This window comes from Kitasatospora sp. NBC_01266, from assembly GCF_036242395.1.
In the GTDB taxonomy this organism is placed as follows: Bacteria; Actinomycetota; Actinomycetes; order Streptomycetales; family Streptomycetaceae; genus Kitasatospora.
This window is the reverse complement of sequence record NZ_CP108458.1, coordinates 1,351,144-1,369,764: the sequence shown is the minus strand read 5'-3', so window position 1 is coordinate 1,369,764 and position 18,621 is coordinate 1,351,144. Positions and strand designations below refer to the sequence as shown.

The following is an 18,621-nucleotide window of genomic DNA, read 5'->3' as shown; positions in this document are numbered from 1 at the left end:
GCATGGACATCCTGGGCGTCAACCTGACTCGGACATCCACCGGCACCGACCTGTACGACGGGGCGGCGGTTCTCCTGCGCGACGGGGTGCCGATGGTCGCCATCGCAGAAGAGCGACTCACCCGCGCGAAGCACTGCGGATCGGTCCAACAGGCGAGCCAGTACTGCCTCGACGCGATGGGGACCGACATCCGCTCGGTCGACTACGTCGCGGTCAGCATCTGCTGCGAGGTTCCGCCACCGGCGGACTGGGCCGCCCACTCGCTGCGCCTGCAGGGGCTCGACGTCCGAGACGACCAGGTCGTCGTCGTGCCGTCGCACCACCTCTCGCACGCCGCGAGCGCCTTCCTCGCCAGTCCCTACCAGCAGGCGATCACGGTAGTGGCCGACAACGAGGGAAACATCCTCGGGCCGCGCACCCGGCACGAGTACTGGCTCAACAGCCTGGAACGGACCACCGTTTGGGCCTGCACGAGTGGCAGCGGGACGGAGATCCGGCGGATTGCCAGCCATGGAGACCAGCCTGACGAGATCTCACTCGGCGCGGCGTACAACTACATCACCAAGTGGCTCGGCTTCTCCAGCTACCACGATGCCGGACAGACGATGGCCCTGGCGGCCCACGCCACGGGGAAGTGGCGCGACTCGCGGCTCTTCGAGTGGGAGGAGGGCCGGCTGCGATGCCGACTTCCGCAGCGGCACGACGCGAAGGTCGAGGCCGTCACCGACTGGCTCACCGCAGAGTTCGGGATCTCGCTCGATCAGGGCCGCGACCCCGGAGAGCCCATCTCCGACCTCCACCACGAAGTAGCGGGACTCGCACAGTCCGCCCTGGAGCGCGCCCTTCTCGACCTGGTGCGCCGCGCCGTCGAGGAGACCGGGATCCGTACGGTCTGCCTGGCCGGCGGTACCGCGTTGAACTGCGTCGCCAACCACAGAATCGCGAGAGAGCTGGATCTCGACGGCCTCTTCATTCAGCCGGCCGCCTCCGACGTCGGGCAGGCCCTCGGCAACGCGCTCTGGACCTGGCACCGCCTGCTTGGCCAGCCGCGCCGCTGGGCCATGAAAAGCGCGGCACTCGGTCGTCCCTATGGGGCGGCCGAGATCCGGGCAGCGGCCGAGGGGTACGGGGCCCACATCGACGTCGAGCCGTCGCCAGACGTGGTGGGAGCGGTCGCGTCCAGGCTCGCCCAAGGACAGATCGTCGGCTGGTTCAGCGGCGGCAGCGAGTACGGGATACGAGCGCTCGGGCAGCGCAGCATCCTCGGGGACCCGCGACGGCGCGAGACCAAGACCCGCCTGGACCTTGAGATCAAATGCCGCGAGGCGTTCCGTCCGTACGCCCCGAGCGTCACCGCCGAGTCGGCGTCCGAATGGTTCGACCTCACCGATCGCGAGATCGCTCCCGGCGCTCCCGCCACCTTCATGCTCCAGGCCGCACCCGTCCGGCGCCATCTGCGGTTCCGTATCCCCGCCGTCGTACACGTCGACGGCACGGCCCGAGTCCACGTCGTACACCCGGGTCAGGACGCCGACTACCACGCACTCATCGAGCGATTCCGCCAGCTCACGGGAATCCCAGTCCTCCTCAACACCTCCTTCAACGCTGCCGGAAACCCGATCGTCGAGACCCCAGGCGACGCCATCGCCGAGTTCCTCGCCATGGGGCTGGACTGCCTCGTGCTCGACGGTCTCCTCATCACGCCTCGACGCCGCTGACCCGACTGATGTCCCCAGAGTGATCCAACCCACCTCGAACTACTGGGAGTTATCGTGGAACCCTCGTTCAGCATCGACGCCGGTGGCTGCGGTTCATGCTCGTCCTCCGCAGCTGCCCCACCGCAGGTCATCCTCCCGATCCCGCGCCTGCGTCCGGCCCTCGTCCCGTCCGCAGACGACTACGGTCGTGACGGCCTCCCGGCCCTCAGCACGAGCACCGGCACCGCCACGACTCACGTGTACCTCGACGCTGGCGCCCTTCCGGCCGTGGTCGTCCGCAAGGGTGGACCGCAACCGGAGACCAACACCGCGCTCATCGACCTCGGCGGCGGCGCATGGTGCCTGAACCACGCTCTGCGACAGGAACAGCTCTACGGCGGACGCGTCCTGCGGGACACCTTCGAAGACCTCAAGGCCGGGAGGAAGCCCGCCGACCCGGCACTCGCCCAGGTGATGCAGGCACAGGGCTTCATCACAGCAGCCGGCGGACAGGCGGAGGCGTTCCACCGCGACCTGATGCGGCAGGAGGACACCAAGACGGAGGTCCAGCCCTCGTTCACCCTGCTGCGCATCCTGCTGACCGACGTCTGCAACCTCTCCTGCACGTACTGCAAGGTCATCCCCAACGTCCTCGCCCCGCAGGCCGAACCGACGGACGCCGACCGCCTCGCGGAGGTGATCGACTTCTTCTTCACCCACTCCGAGGTCAGCCGCCCGAAGATCATCCACATCACCGGAGGCGAGCCGACGCTCTTCTTCCACCAGATCCAGCACATCGTCGAGGTCGCCGAGCGCGCCGCACGCCCCGGCGAGAACTTCTGGTTCGTCATCGGCACCAACGCGACCCTGATCCGCGACCGTCAGGCCGCGTTCCTCGCCGAGCACGACGTGAAGTGCATCGTCTCCATGGACGGCCCCTCCGACGTTCACGACGCCCTGCGCCGGAATCACGGCGGCCGTGGTTCGTGGCGCATGGTCGACGCGGGCGTTCGTCAGCTCAAAAAGGCGGGCGCGGAGGTCTCCCTGTCGATGGTCCTCGGCCAGCACAACCTCGATCGCGCGGAGGGGATCATCGAATGGTTCCTCGACACCTACCAGCCCACCGGCCTCGGCGTGAACTTCATGAAGCCACCCACCCCAGACCAGAAGGACTACGACCAGCTCATCGACCCGGGCCACTACGCCGACCGGATGTATGCCATCCACCAGCGGTTCCGCGATCGCGGGCTGTTCCTGGAACTCGTCTACCGGAAGCTCCAGCCCTTCGTGCAGCAGCGCTACCGGTTCCACGACTGCGGGGCCGCAGGCGGCACCAACCTCAACGTCGACGCCAAGGGCAACGTCGGGCCGTGCAAGAGCTTCCTCGTCATGGACCGGCTCGCCATGCGCCAACTCGACATCGACGCCTACCGGTCCACCGTCGTGGACAAGTGGCGCAAGCGCTCGCCCATCTACTACACCCACTGCGACGGCTGCCAGGCCCGAGGCATGTGCGGCAACGGCTGCGCCTACGACGCGATGGTCCACACCGGCGACGAGATGGCCATCGACATCCGCAGCTGCCAGTACACGAAGCGGTTCAACAGGCTCTTCATCGACGACCTTTTCCAGCAGGTTCGACCCCAGGGGCAGCTTTCCGACACCTGGTGGCACCTGCCCAGCCCGGCCGAGCGCCAGCGGCTGTTCGGCGAGGTCTCCGCTAGGCCGCGAACCCTGTCCTACTCAATCGGTCACCAGACGCTCGACTGATTGCCCCGGAGGGGACATGACTACGACAACGGCTCTGGCCCACACGACTGCAGACTCGCTGCGCCTTCGTGAGACCGCCACGCAGGCGCTTCGCGACCACCTCCTGCCGGCGATCCGGACGCACCTCCCGGAGATCGAGAACCGGATCAGCGTCAACATCACCTCCTCGGTCGCCTACGGAGCCGCGGACGAGCACTCCGACCTCGACGTCTTCGTCATGTTCGAGCGCGAGCGCGACTACGCCCAGCATGCATCCGGCCTGCAGAAGCTGATCGACAACCTCCACCTCGACGCTCTCTACGGCGCGGTGTGCGACAAGGGCATGCGCTTCGAGATCGAGAGTCTCGCCCGGGCTGACCTCAGCGCCATCTACCACCACTCAGAGCGGCCCGAGCACTGGCACCGGCAGAGCGAATGGCTGCTGTCCTGGTTTCTCGACTCACACCCCATCCACGACCCGTCGGGGATCCACGCAAGGCTCCAGCAGCGCGCCGGGCGGTGGCCGGACGGCATCCTGCTGGCACGCCAGGACGACGCGCTCACCCGGATCTCGGCCTGGACGGGGACCGCCCGCCGTTTCCTGGTGGATCAGGGCCCGAGCTTCGTCGCGGTGCGCAGTGCGTACCGCGCCGCTACGGCCTCGCTGGAGCTTGCCTACCTCCAGGCCGGCCTCTATGCACCTCACCCGAAGTGGAGGAGCGCGTATGCCGCGGCCATGCTTCGCAACCATCACGAGGCGCAGCGGCGTCTGGAAGTCCACCAGCGGCTCGCCCAAGGGCTGGCCTCGCCGTCCTGGACCACCTGCGGGATGGACGACCTGCTGCTTGGCCATCTCGACGCCAACGACCTCAGTAATCCCCCTTCTCCGGCGGATGGTTGGCTGCCCGTACTGCGTGACCACGCCGAGCTCTTCGTCGATGAATACGGCAGCATCTGGGCGGCGCGCGACCGTGCCCCGGGACGGGCGTTCCATGTCGCAGCGCGGGCAGCCGCAGCGATGGGCGAGACCGTCTACCTCGGGTCGGAGCTGGGCTGCGACCGCATCGGTAGCCGGACGTACGACGGGAGCATGCGAGTCGCAGAGCCGCTCCGCTGGCTGATTGAGCGTCAGGTCGAACTGTCAGGGCGACCCGCCGTCGATTCGAACTCTTCAGCACGTCATCGCAGGTGGCGGTTCCTCAACTTCATCATCTGGCGGAAGCTGAGGGTGGTCAACAAGGCCTCGCAGAGGGGGCATTCGTTCACCTGCCGGTGGTACCAGCTCCAGGTGGTTGATCATCTGATGGAGGCACAGGCCCTGCTCGCGGGTACCCATCTGCCCCCGCTGCACCGGTACGAATCCTCGACACTGGGGTTCCTGACAGTGCCGATGGTGCGAGCCCTGACCGAGCAGCCGGCAGAGGTCCTGATCGGCGACGTGCAGGGCTTCTTGCGCTGGGGCTGGCGGGAGTTCGCGGACCTCCAGCTCGCCATGACCAAGCGCGGCCTGCTGAGTGATCAAGCGGCACGTGATCCGTTGGCCACCCAGTGGGAGATCCAGTACTGGAAGTACGAGAACCTCTTCAACTGAACGCTCGCCCTCTGTGGCCTCTCGTGCGAGGTCGCCCCGGACTTGTCCGCGCAGCCACGCAATGAGCGCCGCCGATCCCCAACCCGCCGCTCCCGCACCCCTGAGCGGCCCGTTCGCGAGCATCACGGCTCCCCGCAGGACCCCCTGATCCTGCGGGGAGCCGACCTTCCCGATACAGCTTCCTCCTGGAGACGACCATGGACTCACACCCGGCGGGCACGCTGGTACTTAATCCGGACGAGCTTGGGCAGGACCCGGCTCATGGAATGGACCTCGCCCTGGCGTTGGGCATTACCGAGTTGGAGATCCGCACGGCGTGGGGCGCCAACGCCGTGATGCTGGGCGACGACCGGCTGCGGCGCTTGCGCGGCATGGCCGAGGAGCGCGGCCTGCGAGTGGCGGCGCTGGCCTCTCCACTGTGGAAGTGGTGCCGGCCGCAAGCGAGGCCGGGGCCGGTGGACAGTTTCGGGTTCCCTACTCGGGTCGCGCGAAGCGAGCGGCTGGGGTGGGTGGAGCGGGCGGTCCAGGCGGCGCTGGCTCTGGGAGCGCCTGTGGTACGGGTGTTCTCCCACCTACGTGTTGAGCCGGATCTGACGGAGCATCTGGTCGGTGACCCGCTGTTGGCGAAGGCATTGGAGGTCGCGGACGCGGCGGGAGTGCGGCTTCTGCTGGAGAACGAGCCGGTCTGCACCGTCGCCCACGCCGACGAGCTGCTGGAGGTGCTCGGTCGCTACCACGCTACGGGACTCGGGCTGTGGCTGGACGTGGCGAACCTCCACGAGGTCGGCCAGGCCACGCCACAGGTGGTGGGGTCCCTGGCCCCATACGTGGAGTACGTGCACGTCAAGGACTACCGTCCGGCTGCGGACGGAGGCCGGGTGTTCTGTACGGCGGGTACCGGGTGCGTCCCCTACCGGCAGCTGCTGCCCCTGCTGCGCGCCGTCCGTCCGGCCCTGCCGTACGCGCTGGAGACCCATATTCGCGACGCTCCAGCCGACGCGCTCACCGCAGGGGCCGCCTTCCTGCGTGCGACGCTGCCGGGAGGTCTGGCGTGAGCCGGGTTCTGCTGGTGGGCGCCGGCGAGGTCGGCGCGACGCACCTGGGTGCCCTGGCCGCCCTGGGGTCCGTCGGTCTTGCGGCGGAGGCCGTCGCCGATCCCGCGCCCCGCAGCGCGGAACCTACAGGTACCCCCGAGCGACGACGGTGTGGCCGCGATGTTCAACCACGCCCTCGCTCGTGAGCGGCCCTCTCCTGGTCACCGGGGCGAGCGGGGCCATCGGCACACGCCTGGCCACTGACCTGACCGCCCAAGGTGTCCGGCTGCGGCTGCTCGACCGGCGAACGCCCGCTGTCAGGCCTCCCGCCGGCGCCGAGTTCGTCCAGGCCCACCTGCGCGACCAGGACGCTGTCGACAAGGCCGCCGTAGGGGCGTGCGCGATCATCCACCTTGCGGGCAGCAGCCAGGAGGGGCCCTTTGCCGACATGGTGGAGCACAACATCACCGGCACCCACCATGTCCTTGAGGCGGCCCGTCGCCAGCGGGTACCGCGCGTGGTGCTGGCCAGCAGTCACCATGTCACCGGCCTGAACCCCGCCAGCGGTCCAGAGGACGCGCCGTTGGCGCCGGACAGCTTCTACGCCGTCAGCAAGGTCACTATGGAGGCGCTCGGCTACCTCTACGCGCACAAGGGCGGCATGGAGGTCGTCGCGGTCCGGATCGGTAGCTGCCGGCCCCGCCCCAGCGAGCCCCGCCACCGAGTGACCTGGCTCAGCCCCCGAGATGCCACCATCCTGCTGTACGCCGCAGCCACCCGCCCCCTAACGAGCCGATTCCTCACCCTGTACGGCACCTCCGGCAACGCCGAGCGATGGTGGCCCCGCACCGGCTGGGGCACCCTCGGCTACCAGGCCGCCGACAGCGCTGACCGGCACCCCGACCCCGGGCCGCTCACCGACCGCTGGACGGGCGGAGCCTTCGCCGACCATCAACTTCCCACATAAGAGGAGCCACACCGAGGTGCACTTGGATGCGAAGAGCTGATGATCAATCAATCATCAATAATCGCAGGGTCAGCAGTTGATATTGCGCTGCCAGAGCCGCCTGGATTCACTACACTGACCAGGGTGATCGATCTGAAGGCTGCTCGTAAAGAGCCCAACTACTTCCGTGCCGCCCTCGCCAGGCGAGGCGCTGCAGAGGACTTCGACGACCTGCTCGCGGTTGACGCGAGCTGGCGCGAACTTGTGGACCAGGTTGATCGGCTTCGATCGCAGAAGCGCCCCAAGGGCGCGCCGACCCCCGAGCAGATCGAGGACCTGAAGCGCCTCAAGGACGAACTTCGTGACGCCGAAGAGGGGTTGGCCAACGCGGCCGCCCGCCGTCAACATCTGCTGGACAGGCTCCCGAATCTGCCGCACCCGACCGCTCCCGCCGGCGGTGAGGACGAAGGCGAGGTCGTCCGGACCTGGGGTGAGATCCCGGTCTTCCCCTTCACACCCAAGGACCACCTCGAGCTGGCATCGAGGACCGGTTGGGTGGACATGAAGCGCGGGGCCCGGCTCGCCGGGGCGCGCTTCGCCTACCGGGTCGGGGATGTCGCGCTGACCGAGCAAGCTCTCTATCGATTCGTGCTGGACCGGATCATCAGTAAGGGCTTCACCTATCTCCTGCCGCCCGTCCTGGTCAACGAGCGTGCGATGTACGGCACCGGCTATCTCCCGACCGACGAGACCAACCTCTACCGGCTGGACAAGGACGAGCTGTACCTGAGTGGCACCTCGGAGGTCGCGCTCGGCGGCTTCCATATGGACGAACGGCTTGAAGAAGACGAGCTTCCCGCTCGCTACACCGCCTTCTCGACGAACTTCCGGCGCGAGGCGGGCTCGGCTGGCAAGGACACCCGCGGCATGTTCCGCGTCCACCAGTTCGACAAGGTGGAGATGTTCGTGTTCTGCCTGCCGGAGCAGTCCGAGCAGATCCACGATGAGATCCTCGCGCACGAGGAGGAGATCATCCAGGCGCTGGGCCTGCCCTACCAGGTGGTCAATATCGCGGTGGGTGACCTGGGCAACCCAGCCGCGAAGAAGTACGACATCGAGGCTTGGTTCCCCGCCCAGGAGCGCTATCGCGAGGTGACGTCGTGCTCCAACACGACCGACTACCAGGCCCGCCGTCTGAACGCCCGGGTCCGTCGTGACGGCGGGACCGAGTTCCTGCACACCGTCAATGGCACCGGCATCACGGCGCGAGCCCTGCTCGCAGTCATGGAGAACTTCCAGGACGAGCGAGGCGTGGTCGCGGTCCCGAAGGTGCTCCAGCAGTACGGGGCGCCAGCCACGCTCGGCACGGCTGACTGAGGTTCGGTGGCACGGTAGTTCACCGAGCTGTCCGTCTGATCCCCTCGGATCGGACGGACAGCTCGGCTGCGAGTTCAGCTTCCAGAACGTCGAGGAAGGCGTGGGCGTAGGAGCGGCGTTCGACTGCGAGGTCCTTGCCGAGCCGAGTCCGGAAGACCGGGCGATCGATGAAGAATCTGGCGCGTTCGATGGTCTCCTCGTAGTGCTGTCCTCTCGCCCCGCCGGTAGTAAACGCCTTCGCGATGCCGAAAGCGCCCACAGCCTCAAGGAAGTTGGCGTCGTGGACCAATTCCTCCTCCAGCAACATCGGCTCTTTGAGGTGACGTTCCAGGCTGACCAGGGCCTGAGTCACCTCCTCGGCGGGCCACCCGAGAGACTCGAGGAAGGCGGCGGTGTCCCGCCGAAATCCCGGATCATCAAGGTTGGGGACGAGTCCGTGGAAGCAGGCCAGGAAGTAGAGCAGGTGCAGTCTGGGTTGCTGGCCGTCACGCAGGGATTCAAGCCGGGCCAGGATGCGCTGGACGTGCACAAAGTCGTGAGCGGGGTCCTTGGCCGCGTAGTAGGCGCGGGCCTGGTCGGCGTACGGCCCTGGTTGGCACCACGTGTCAATGCCGTGGGAGTTGGCGCTCATCTCGACCTCCACCGAAGCGACGGCACGGCAGCCCAACGTTGGACCGCATGCTGATGCAAGACACGGAGCAATGCCAGTCGACGACAGATCAGCAGACTCGGCATCAGGGAGTAGGCCGACTGGGTGAGCCTCCTGCCCCGAGTCAGACACCCGGGAAATCGCGCTGCTACTGGCCGGGGTGAAGGGCAGCTGTGGCAGTGTGGAACTCAGCGGTGTCATCCGGTCACGTACCGAATGGGGTGGGGCGTGGAGAACGCGCAACAGCGATGCTGCACCGGCTGCGGAGCGCTGCTCAGCCGCTTCAACCAACGGCGTCAATGCGCGCTGTGCGAGCGCGGCATGGCACCCAAGGCCGACGCGGCGTTCTGGGCGGAGCCCGAGGTCATGGGAGCGCTGAGACGCTGGGACTTCGGAGCGGTGGTTCGTTTGTACCGTCGGCACACAGGGCTTCCGCAGGCGGCCGTGGCGCGGCTCGTCGGAATCGATCAAGCCGAGGTCAGCCGACTGGAAAACGGTCGTAAGACGATCCGCGACCGTCACCAGCTCCAGCAGTGGGCCAAGGGGCTGGGCATCCCACCCGCCCTGATCGCGCCGCTTCCTGCGGAGTCGGCGGCGCTCGTGCCGGTGCGCGCCCAACGCCGAAGCACACCGGAGAAGGCAGCCACTGCGGGAATCTGGGATGATCCGGCGGTGATCGCGGATCAGTTGACTGCGATTACCTCGGTGAACGTTGATACCGCCGTCCTGTCCCAGTTCGCTCGGTCCGTCGACTCGATCGTTACGTCCTACGAGACCGGCGGACCGCAATCCCTCGCCCCGGTCGGGGCTCAGCTACGGTCCTCGCTACATGCTCTGCTGAGCGGACGGCAGCATCCCGGCCAGCGACAGAAGCTCTACGTTCTGGCTGCTCAGGCAGCCGGCCTCCTCGGCTATATGGCGGTGAACGCGGGTCGTCCGGCAGCCGCCAAGGCCTACTGCGCGGAGGCGTTCCAGCTGGCAGAGGAGGTGCAGGACGTCGAACTGATGGCTTGGGTCCGGGGGACACAGTCCTTGGAGGCCTACTACGCCGGCCAGTACCGTGAGGCCCACGACCTCGCGGACGCGGGCGTCCGCCTCGCGCTCGGCAGCCCACAAGCCGTCCGACTGCTGGTCAACGGCAAGGCGCGCGCCCTCGGCAAGCTCCACGAGAGGCGGGCTGCGGAGCGGGCGATCGGGGAGGCTCTCGCACTGACCGAACGGGTCGGCACGCCGCTCGGTCTGACGCCGTGCATCTCTTTCGAGCCGTACGGACTGGCACGCACGCTGGCCAACGCCGCGACCGTTCACATGGCGCTTGGCGATACCCCGAAGGTGCTCAGTTACGCTGACCAGGTCGCGCAGCACGTCCAGGAAGCGGACTCCGCCTGGAGCCGGGCCCTGATCGCCCTGGATGTCGCAGCCTCCTACCTTCACGGTCCGAACCCAGAGGTCGAGCAGTCCATGGACCTCGGCCGAGCAGCGCTGCACTCCGGAGGTGCGAACCCGATCCGCTCAGTCGTGCAGCGCGCTGCCGAACTTCAGCAGCTCGCGGCACCGTGGTCTCATCTCGATGCAGTGGTTGAGTATGGTGTGGCCCTCGCGCAGTGGAGGGTCCAGAAGGCCGCGTACATTGTCGAGGCATAGGCCCTGATCCTGAGCGCGCCCTCTGGCCGTGGACGAATAGAGCGTCGATGTACCCAGACACGCCCACACGACCCACCGTCTTCCCCGCCGACCCGCCGCCGTCGCTCACTGACCCCAGGGTGATTGCGGACCACGACTGGGCCGCCTTCTCCGCAGTGACCATGATGGTCAACCACTGGGACCGGACTGGGAGATCATCCGGACGCCGTCGGCTCTACTGGTTCATTACCGCGGAGCAGGCGCCCGACGTTCACTCGCTGGCGGAGCGATGCCAGCGGCAGCTATCCCGGCCGGAACTTGATCACACCGCCGCCGACGGACTGCACATCACAATCAGCCGAGTCAGCGCGGCGAGCGAAGACATGCTGGCGACCGTAGCTGCAGCTGCCCGTGCGCGCTGCGCAGAACTTGATCCATTCATCCTTCAAGTCCTGCCCCTGGCAGGGTCTCGTGGTGCAGTGCGCTTCAGTCTCGCACCGTGGGGGCCACTCCTGCAGCTGCACAGCACACTCACCGACGTCGGCACTGCGGCCGGGGTGGCCACGGCCAAGCCGACCAGCGGCTTTCGACCCCACCTGGGAATCGCGTACTGCAACCGGCCGGTCCCGGCAGAACCAATCCAAAGGGCAATCACCGATCTCCGTCGCCTCGAACCTGCTGAACTTCCTGTATCGGGTGTCAAGTTGGTCGAACTTCGGAGGGAGGATCACCGCTATCGCTGGACCACGCTGGAGGAGATTCGTCTCGGTGGCGTCTCCGATGGAGCGAGGGACAAGCGTTAGCGGGAGTTATCGCTGACGGTCAGCATCCTCGGTCGTAGATCGCCCGCAGCCACGGTTCCCTGACCGCAGGCATCCGCGCGAGCGTGTACCGGAATGCCTCCCTGGACGGCTGGAACGGGTACCACGGGTGCGGCGGCAGCGGGTCGTCCCGCTCCACGCCTGCCGGCAGTCCGCCGACCACCGGCAGCCGGGTCCGGTGTGGCGGGAAGGCGAGCTCGGCCCAGAGCGTGGCATCCATGGGTACCGGCACCGCCCCGGCGCGCGCCTGCCACATGTCTCCGGTCTGCGGATGGATCGGCACCAGCACCAGGTCGGTGGCCGACTCGCCGAACCCTGGGCCGGTACTCCAGTGAGAGTTCTCCGTATGTCCTGGTCAGCGGCCTGGTGGCGGTGAGTGTAGCGGGGCTGCGGCGTGGGTGGGGCGGCTTTGACGTGGATGTCCCACCCACGGGTGGCCGCGCCGCATGTAGTGACAGCGGCGGGGAGAGAGCATCGGTGTGAACGATGATCTGCCGACAGATCTGTGGGATCGGGAACTCAACGAGCTCTTCCTGCGAATCGGGGGCCGCTTCATGCGGGTCGAGCCCCGACGCCGGATGCGGGACTACGTGCGTGGCCTGCTGGGCCCGGTAGGCCGCAAGAACAGCTGGCAACTGGCTGAGTATGCCGGGCACCAAGCACCTCACAGCCTGCAGCACCTGCTCGCCGGCGCCCGCTGGGAGGCCGACGAGGTACGCGACGACCTCCAGGCCTACGCGGCCGAGCAACTCGGCTCCCCTGACGGCGTGTTCATCATCGACGACACCGGCTTCGTGAAGAAAGGCACCACCTCCGCCGGAGTCCAGCGCCAGTACTCCGGAACCGCCGGCCGCACCGAGAATTGCCAGATCGGCGTCTTCGCCGCCTACGCCACCAGCCGCGGCCACGCACTGGTTGACCGCGAGCTCTACCTGCCCAACTCCTGGACCGACGACCGCGAACGATGCCGCGCCGCCCGCGTGCCGGACGGGCGCGTCTTCGCGACGAAGGGTGAGCTGGCCCGCACCATGATCACACGCGCGCTGGCCTCGCCTCTGCCCATCGCCTGGGTCACAGCCGACTCCGCCTACGGCCAGGACTCCCACTTCCGTCGCTTCCTTGAAGACGCCCAACTCTCCTACGTGGTGGCGGTACCCAAGTCCCAGCAGGTCCACGGCCCGCGCATCGACCACCTCTTCCGTCAGTCCCCGCCCGAGGCCTGGCAGCGGCTGTCCGCCGGGGCCGGCGCGAAGGGCGAGCGCTTCTACGACTGGGCCGCCGCCCGCCTGCCCGCCGTCTGGGAGTTCGACGGCGAGGAACCCACCCGCCAGCGGTGGATGCTAGCCCGGCGCAGCATCACCAGACCCGACGAGATTGCCTACTACCTCGCCTGCGCGCCGCTGGAGGCCACCGTCGCGGACCTGGTCCGTGTCGCCGGCTGCCGCTGGAAGATCGAGGAGTGCTTCCAGAGCGCCAAGAACGAGTGCGGCCTGGACCAGTACGAAGTACGCCGTTTCGTGGGCTGGTACCGACACATCACGCTCGCCATGCTCGCCCACATGTTCCTGGCCGCCATGGCCGCCCAGGAACGCGAAAAGGGGGAGGCGATCACGACGCGCCCGACCTCGTGGACCTCACGCCGGCCGAGATTCGCCGTCTGCTGGCAACTGGACCCCACCAGCGTTCTCCGGACCGCAGCCACGCAGTGACATGGTCCCGGTGGCGGCGCCGCCACCAAGCACACGCCCGCCGCTGTCACTACATGCGGCGCGGCCACCCGTGGGTGGGACATCCACGTCAAAGCCGCCCCACCCACGCCGCAGCCCCGCTACACTCACCGCCACCAGGCCGCTGACCAGGACATACGGAGAACTCTCACTGGAGTACTAGGGGAGTCCATGGACCGCCGCCGATTTCTCGCACTGTCAGGCACAGCGCTGACCGCACACGTCCACCACTGGGGCATCGCCGACCCGGAGCCGTTGTACCGGGCAGCGAACGGAGGCCAGATCACCGGCGAGCTGATCGAGCACCTCCGGGGTACGGCCGATCAGCTGCGGCACATGGATGCCAGCACTGGCAGTGGGAGTCTCGCCGACCTGGCTCGCGCCCATCTCTCCCTCCTGGAAGGGATGCTGCGGAACGCGAGCTACGACGAGTCGACCGGCCGCTCACTCGCTGCCGTCGCCGCCGACACTGCCACCCAGCTCGGATGGTTCCATTTCGATGCCGGACGCCACGCCCTGGCTCAGCAGGCCCTGTTGGGCGCGCTGCGAGCGGCTCACGCCTCCGGAGATTCGCGGCTCGGCGCTGGAGCGCTCTCCTACCTGGCGATCCAGAGCTACTCCAACGGTGACCCCCGTGACGCGGTCGGTGCGATGCAGGCTGCCAGGGAGAAGGTCAAGGCCGTCAACTCGCCTTCCCTGAAGGCGATGCTCCTCATGCGGCAGGCACGCGGTTACGCCAAGCTGGGGGAGCGGGAAGCGTGCCTTCGGGCTTTGGGGACCGCCGCCGAACTCACAGCAGCGGGTCCTGCGGAGGAAGATCCCGGCTGGCTGTACTGGATCAACGAAGGTGAGGTCGCGGGGCAGGCCGGCAGTTGCCATCTCGACCTGGGGGACCCGCGGCCGGCTGCCGTCAATTTCGAAGCAGCCCATGCGTCTTTGAACCCGGCGGACCGCCGGACCCGCGCCTTGTTCGAAGCACGAGCGGCCTCTGCTCACCTGCGGAGCGGTGAGAGCGAGGCGGGATACGCGGCCGTCGAGAACGTGCTGGAGCTGGCGGTCGGTGTTCGGTCGTCCCGCCTGTACGAGCACCTCGGTCGCACAGCGGACGACCTGCGATCCTTCGGTGGTGGCGCGCGCACGCGCGAGTTGATCGAACGCGCCGACCTGCTGCTGGCCCAGAGGAACTGACCATGCTCGCCCGAACGCTCGTACTCTGGGACATCGACCGGACACTGCTCTACGTCGGCGAGATCGATCGGCGGGTCTACCGCGAGGCCTTCGCGCGTGTGGTCGGTCGCCCCGCCGACCACCTTCCTGCCCGGGGTACCGGGGTGACGATGCCGCTGGCTGTTCGTCAGCTCCTGCACGAGAACAGCGTCCCTGCGTCGGGCGTTGACACCTTGGCTGAGCGCATGATGCATCTCCTGCCCGAGCTGCTGGCCGCCCGCGTGGCGGAGATGCGCACCGAGGGTCGGCTCATGGGCGGGGCGGTCACTGCCCTGCAGGTGGTGCGCCAGACTGCTGAGCTGGTCCCGACTGTGCTGACGGGGAACCTGCGGGCGAACGGCGAGATCAAGCTCGAGGCTTTCGAGTTGGGTCGCTACCTGGACACCTCGATCGGTGCGTTCGCCTCGGACGATTCCCACCGACCGGCTCTCGTGGCCGTGGCCCAGAGAAGGGCAGGGTTGAAGCACCAGACGGAGTTCACGAACGCCAACACGGTGATCATTGGCGACTCCCTGGAGGATGTTCGAACTGGCCTTCAGGGGGGAGCGAAGGTAATCGGAGTCGCCTCCGGGACCAGCAGCATGCAGGAACTCGCAGACGCCGGAGCCGACGCGGTTCTGGAAGATTTGACGGATGCTCAGCTGCTTCTTGCGACCATCGCGAGACTGGTGGACTGAACTCCGGATAGACGGTCCTCTAGCGAATAGAGTGCTGCGCCGACGTGGAGTGGGGCTGCGCAGAATTCACCCTGGCAGACCGTTAGCTCGAAGGGGCTGTCCTTCGTGACCGTGAACGCCCGGCTTCGTCGATGGCGCGCCGGAGAGTGCGGGTAGTAGAACCGTTGCCTGTCGGGCAAGCGCTGACGCAGTTTCTCCGACAAGAGGCAGGTGAAATCGAAAGCTGATTCGGCAGGTTGTCGGACTTTGCACTCTTCGGAGTGAGAAAGATCGCTATCGGGATCCGTCCGGGTATGGAATGGAACTCGCACTGCCGATGAGGCGTGGCGCCGGTTCTTCGTGGCCAGAGCGATGGGTGGGATGTGCGCAGTGGTGAATCTGATTGGGCTGGTCGGCCGCAGGCGATTCGCGGCGTTGACGCTGGGGCTTGCAGGTATCGCCGGGCTGATGGGGTGCACGAACAAGGGCGGGTCGAGTGAGGCGGTGACCGTGCAGCCCAGCTCGAGCTCAGGCGGTATGGCCTCGACTTCGGCCTCGGAGCAAACGGCATTGTCCGCCGCGCCGTCTCCTTCTTCTCCCGCTCCCTCGTGGACCGGGGTGCCCGCACCGCCGGAGGCGCTCGCCGCGTACGACGCGATGATGCAGGACATCACCGCGCTCGCCGCCACATCGGACTACAAGAACCCCCGTCTGGCCTCGCACATGACCGGCCAGCCGCTGACCTACTGGACCAAGGCGCTGATCGACCAGCACACCAAGGGACTTGTCAGTCACGGCGCGCCGGTGTGGAACCCAAGGGTTACCAAGGTGACCCCGGCGGACCAGCCGGACCGGGTGGAGGTGGCGGACTGCTTGGACGGGACGCACTGGCTGAAGTACAAGCTGGACGGCCAGCTCGCCGATGACGTCCCTGGCGGAAAGCACATCTCGGCGGCGGCGATCACTCGGCAGCCTGACGGCTCGTGGCAGGTGGACCAGCAACTCATCGGTGCGGTGGGAACGTGCTGAGGGCCCCTCACACCTCGGTGGTGCTGGTCTCAGCGGTTTGCTTGGTGGGCGCTGTGCCTGCTGCTCGCGCGGACGACTCGCTCGGCAGCTCGGCCTCGATGGCTTGTGTGCAGGGGCGCTGCGAGGTGACGGCGGCCAACGGATCCGTCCGGCCGGGCAAGCTCTCCGACGATCAGCAGCCCGCAGTCCCGGAGGCTGCGGCCCCGGGAAAGCCGGTCTGCGTGCGGGTCCCGAAGTCGGACGTCATGGCGGCCGAGAACGGCAGTCTCGGTCAGTGGTACGTCCTCGACTGCGGCAGCACCCTCCCGCAGGGCAGCTTCGGCAGCAACCCGCTGACGGGGCCCCCGTTGTGGGCGGACATGAGCAGTGCGCAGGCACCGAGCCCAGCAGTTGATCCGGTCGCCTTGGCCGCGAAGGCGGTCTCCCAGCTGCAGCCTCCGCAGCCTGAAGTGCGATTGAACCCAGGCGTGGACGGGCCGCAAGTTGTGCGGGTGCCGACGTGGCTGTGGGTGGACAGCGGGCAGTGGCAGCCGGTCCGTGCGACCGCCGATGCCCCCGGGGTGTCCGTCGTCGCGGTGGCGGAGCCGTCTTCGGTGGTGTGGGAGACCGGTGACGGGGCGACCGTGACCTGCGCCGGGCCGGGGACTCCCTACGACCGCAGTGCTGATCCGGCGTCGGCTTCGCCGGACTGCGGGCACACCTACCTGCGCTCTTCCGAGGCCGAGCCGGGCGGTTCATTCAAGGCGTCGGCGACGGTCCACTGGTCGGTGAGCTGGTCCGGGGCAGGCCAGCGCGGGACCTATCCGGACCTGACGACCACTTCGACCGTTGCGGTGCGGGCCGTGGAGGTCCAGAGCCTGGTGACCGGATAGCAGGGGATGAAGCGGGGCGTGGGCCCGCGGTCGAATTCGAGCAACGAGCAGGGAGGAGTGCGTTGGTGAGTACAACGTGGGTGCCGGGCGCCCGGAGCGACAGGCCCAGTGGCGCTGGGCCGACCGCGCGGGTGCGGGGGAGTGCCGCGCGACGGCGGCAGCGGTTTCGGCTGTTGGCCGGAGCAGGCGTGATGGTTGTTTCGGTGGCCGGCTTCTGGGCGACGGCTATTACTTCCAGCGGTCGGACGAGCGTCCTGGCGCTGGCCCGGCCTGTTGCGTTCGGGCAGGTGCTGACAGCCGCCGACGTGCGGACGGTGAGCATCGGTGAACACAGCGGTGTCCCCGTGCTGGCCGCCTCACGCCGCACGGAGGTTGTCGGCCGGGCGGTGACATCCGCACTGCCGGCTGGGGCGCTGCTCTCCGAGGAGGCGCTGGCCTCGGCGGTGCCCGGTGCCGGGCAGGCGGTGGCGACGATGTCGTTGAAGAGTGGCCGTGTGCCGCCGATGGTTGGGCCGGGCGCGCAGGTCGTGGTGTCCGAGACCAAGCCCGCAGTACCCGGAGCACCGGCCGGGTCGGGCGAGGGATCGGTGCGCGGAGTCGTGTTGGACGCCCGTCCGGGGCCTGGTGGCGCTGGGACGGTGGTGGTGACTGTGCTGTGCGATCAGGGCAGCGCGATGCGAGCCGCGCAGCTCCAGGAGCCGGCGCTTGTCGTGCTGCCCGCGCAGGGGGCTGACGGCGCCGCAGTGGCGGGGAGGTGATGGGCGATGGCCTTGATCGTGGTGGGTTCGGCGAAGGGGGCGCCGGGTGTGAGCACGACGGCACTGGCTTTGGCGGCTGCGTGGCCCGGTGAGCAGGTCCCGGTGGTGGTCGAGGCGGATCCGTGGGGTGGGGATGCTCTCGCGCGTTTCGGCTTGCTGGACTCGCCGTCCCTGGTGACTCTGGCCGCGGCTGCCCGTAGGGCTGGGCTGGCCGAGCGGCTCGTGTACACCCATGCGCAGCTGCTGTTGGGCGGGGTGCCGGTGGTCGCCGCTCCGGCGGTGCCGGCGCAGAGCTCGGCCGCACTTGGAGTCCTTGAAGAGCATTGGCCTGATATCGAGTTGGGGCAGACGGTGATGCTCGCCGATGTCGGCCGCATGGGTCCGTCGCTCGGGCCGGTGGGGAATCTGGTGGCGGCGGCCGATCTCGCGGTGCTCGTCACCAGGGGTGCGATCGAGGACTTGGCGCACGCCGAGGCGGCCGTGCCCCGGCTGCGGGCGGTGGTTCGGCGGGTTGCCGTTGTCGTGGTCGGCCAGTGCGGGTGGTCGGCCGTGGAGGTCGGGCAGGTGCTCGGCGCTGATGTTTGCTGGCAGCTGCCGTTCGACGCGCGGAGCGCTCGCGTGCTGCGCGGCGCTCCGGCGGAGCGACGGTTGCCGCCCTGGCGCAGGTTCCCGCTGCTGGACGCGGCCGGGCGGCTCGCCGAGGCTGTGGGCGCGTTGGTGCCCGCTTCGGAAGCGAGCGAACCTGCGGCTACCGAGTCGGCAGGGGATGGGTTGGCGGCGATGCTCGGAGGTGAGCGGCCATGACGATGACGGATTCCGCGACAGCGGAGCGGGAGCTCGCCGAGACGCTGCGAGTAGAGGTCGG

The 18,621-nt window shown here is 68.1% G+C and carries 17 protein-coding genes; 15 read left to right on the top strand and 2 right to left on the bottom strand.

The annotated features are described in order from the left end of the window. Nucleotides 1-2 precede the first annotated feature (2 nt). The 6 genes from OG403_RS06205 to serS all read left to right on the top strand — a co-directional run bounded on the left by OG403_RS06205 (nt 3) and on the right by serS (nt 8,394). Nucleotides 3-1,718: a carbamoyltransferase family protein gene (locus tag OG403_RS06205; protein ID WP_329562084.1), complete on the top strand. Its 1,716-nt coding sequence runs from the start codon at nt 3-5 to the stop codon at nt 1,716-1,718. Nucleotides 1,719-1,985: 267 nt separating this feature from the next. After that, nucleotides 1,986-3,467 carry a radical SAM/SPASM domain-containing protein gene (locus OG403_RS06200; protein ID WP_329562082.1) on the top strand — a complete coding sequence of 494 codons (1,482 nt, stop codon included), beginning with the start codon at nt 1,986-1,988 and terminating at the stop codon, nt 3,465-3,467. 16 nt (nt 3,468-3,483) lie between these two features. Beyond that, the gene (locus tag OG403_RS06195; protein WP_329562080.1) at nt 3,484-5,037 is read left to right on the top strand and encodes a hypothetical protein; all 1,554 of its coding nucleotides are present in this window, start codon (nt 3,484-3,486) and stop codon (nt 5,035-5,037) included. A gap of 266 nt (nt 5,038-5,303) precedes the next feature. Further along, nucleotides 5,304-6,092, top strand: a complete 789-nt coding sequence (locus OG403_RS06190) for a sugar phosphate isomerase/epimerase family protein (RefSeq protein WP_329562078.1) — start codon at nt 5,304-5,306, stop codon at nt 6,090-6,092. A 181-nt stretch (nt 6,093-6,273) separates the two neighbouring features. After that, on the top strand, nt 6,274-7,038 hold the full coding sequence (locus OG403_RS06185; RefSeq protein ID WP_329562076.1) for an NAD-dependent epimerase/dehydratase family protein: 765 nt from the start codon (nt 6,274-6,276) through the stop codon (nt 7,036-7,038). 123 nt (nt 7,039-7,161) lie between these two features. Continuing rightward, nucleotides 7,162-8,394 carry a serine--tRNA ligase gene (serS, locus tag OG403_RS06180; protein WP_329562074.1) on the top strand — a complete coding sequence of 411 codons (1,233 nt, stop codon included), beginning with the start codon at nt 7,162-7,164 and terminating at the stop codon, nt 8,392-8,394. A gap of 19 nt (nt 8,395-8,413) precedes the next feature. On the opposite strand, the gene OG403_RS06175 is transcribed toward serS, so the two are convergent. Then, nucleotides 8,414-9,025 carry a hypothetical protein gene (locus OG403_RS06175; protein ID WP_329562072.1) on the bottom strand — a complete coding sequence of 204 codons (612 nt, stop codon included), beginning with the start codon at nt 9,023-9,025 and terminating at the stop codon, nt 8,414-8,416. 246 nt (nt 9,026-9,271) lie between these two features. Between OG403_RS06175 and OG403_RS06170 the strand changes: the two genes are divergently transcribed. Both OG403_RS06170 and OG403_RS36660 read left to right on the top strand, forming a co-directional pair. Next, complete coding sequence (locus tag OG403_RS06170) at nt 9,272-10,687, top strand: helix-turn-helix domain-containing protein (protein ID WP_329562071.1); 1,416 nt, start codon at nt 9,272-9,274, stop codon at nt 10,685-10,687. A gap of 47 nt (nt 10,688-10,734) precedes the next feature. Next, the gene (locus OG403_RS36660) at nt 10,735-11,469 is read left to right on the top strand and encodes a 2'-5' RNA ligase family protein (protein WP_442910868.1); all 735 of its coding nucleotides are present in this window, start codon (nt 10,735-10,737) and stop codon (nt 11,467-11,469) included. 19 nt (nt 11,470-11,488) lie between these two features. Here OG403_RS36660 and OG403_RS06165 read toward each other — a convergent pair whose 3' ends face one another. Continuing rightward, the gene (locus tag OG403_RS06165; protein WP_329562070.1) at nt 11,489-11,707 is read right to left on the bottom strand and encodes a hypothetical protein; all 219 of its coding nucleotides are present in this window, start codon (nt 11,705-11,707) and stop codon (nt 11,489-11,491) included. Nucleotides 11,708-12,041: 334 nt separating this feature from the next. On the opposite strand from OG403_RS06165, the gene OG403_RS06160 reads away from it, so the two are divergent. From OG403_RS06160 to OG403_RS06130, 7 genes are all read left to right on the top strand, one after another. After that, nucleotides 12,042-13,196, top strand: coding sequence for an IS701 family transposase (locus OG403_RS06160; protein WP_442911049.1), 1,155 nt, complete (start codon nt 12,042-12,044; stop codon nt 13,194-13,196). Between the two features lie 189 nt (nt 13,197-13,385). Continuing rightward, nucleotides 13,386-14,402 (top strand): XRE family transcriptional regulator, encoded by a 1,017-nt coding sequence (locus tag OG403_RS06155; RefSeq protein WP_329562069.1) that lies wholly within the window; start codon nt 13,386-13,388, stop codon nt 14,400-14,402. Between the two features lie 2 nt (nt 14,403-14,404). Next, on the top strand, nt 14,405-15,118 hold the full coding sequence (locus tag OG403_RS06150) for an HAD family hydrolase (RefSeq protein WP_329562068.1): 714 nt from the start codon (nt 14,405-14,407) through the stop codon (nt 15,116-15,118). A gap of 369 nt (nt 15,119-15,487) precedes the next feature. After that, nucleotides 15,488-16,126 (top strand): hypothetical protein, encoded by a 639-nt coding sequence (locus tag OG403_RS06145; protein WP_329562066.1) that lies wholly within the window; start codon nt 15,488-15,490, stop codon nt 16,124-16,126. A gap of 125 nt (nt 16,127-16,251) precedes the next feature. After that, nucleotides 16,252-16,998, top strand: coding sequence for a hypothetical protein (locus tag OG403_RS06140; RefSeq protein WP_329562065.1), 747 nt, complete (start codon nt 16,252-16,254; stop codon nt 16,996-16,998). A gap of 203 nt (nt 16,999-17,201) precedes the next feature. Further along, on the top strand, nt 17,202-17,756 hold the full coding sequence (locus OG403_RS06135) for an SAF domain-containing protein (protein ID WP_329562064.1): 555 nt from the start codon (nt 17,202-17,204) through the stop codon (nt 17,754-17,756). Nucleotides 17,757-17,762: 6 nt separating this feature from the next. Beyond that, nucleotides 17,763-18,560 carry a hypothetical protein gene (locus tag OG403_RS06130; RefSeq protein ID WP_329562063.1) on the top strand — a complete coding sequence of 266 codons (798 nt, stop codon included), beginning with the start codon at nt 17,763-17,765 and terminating at the stop codon, nt 18,558-18,560. The last annotated feature ends 61 nt before the right edge of the window (nt 18,561-18,621 follow it).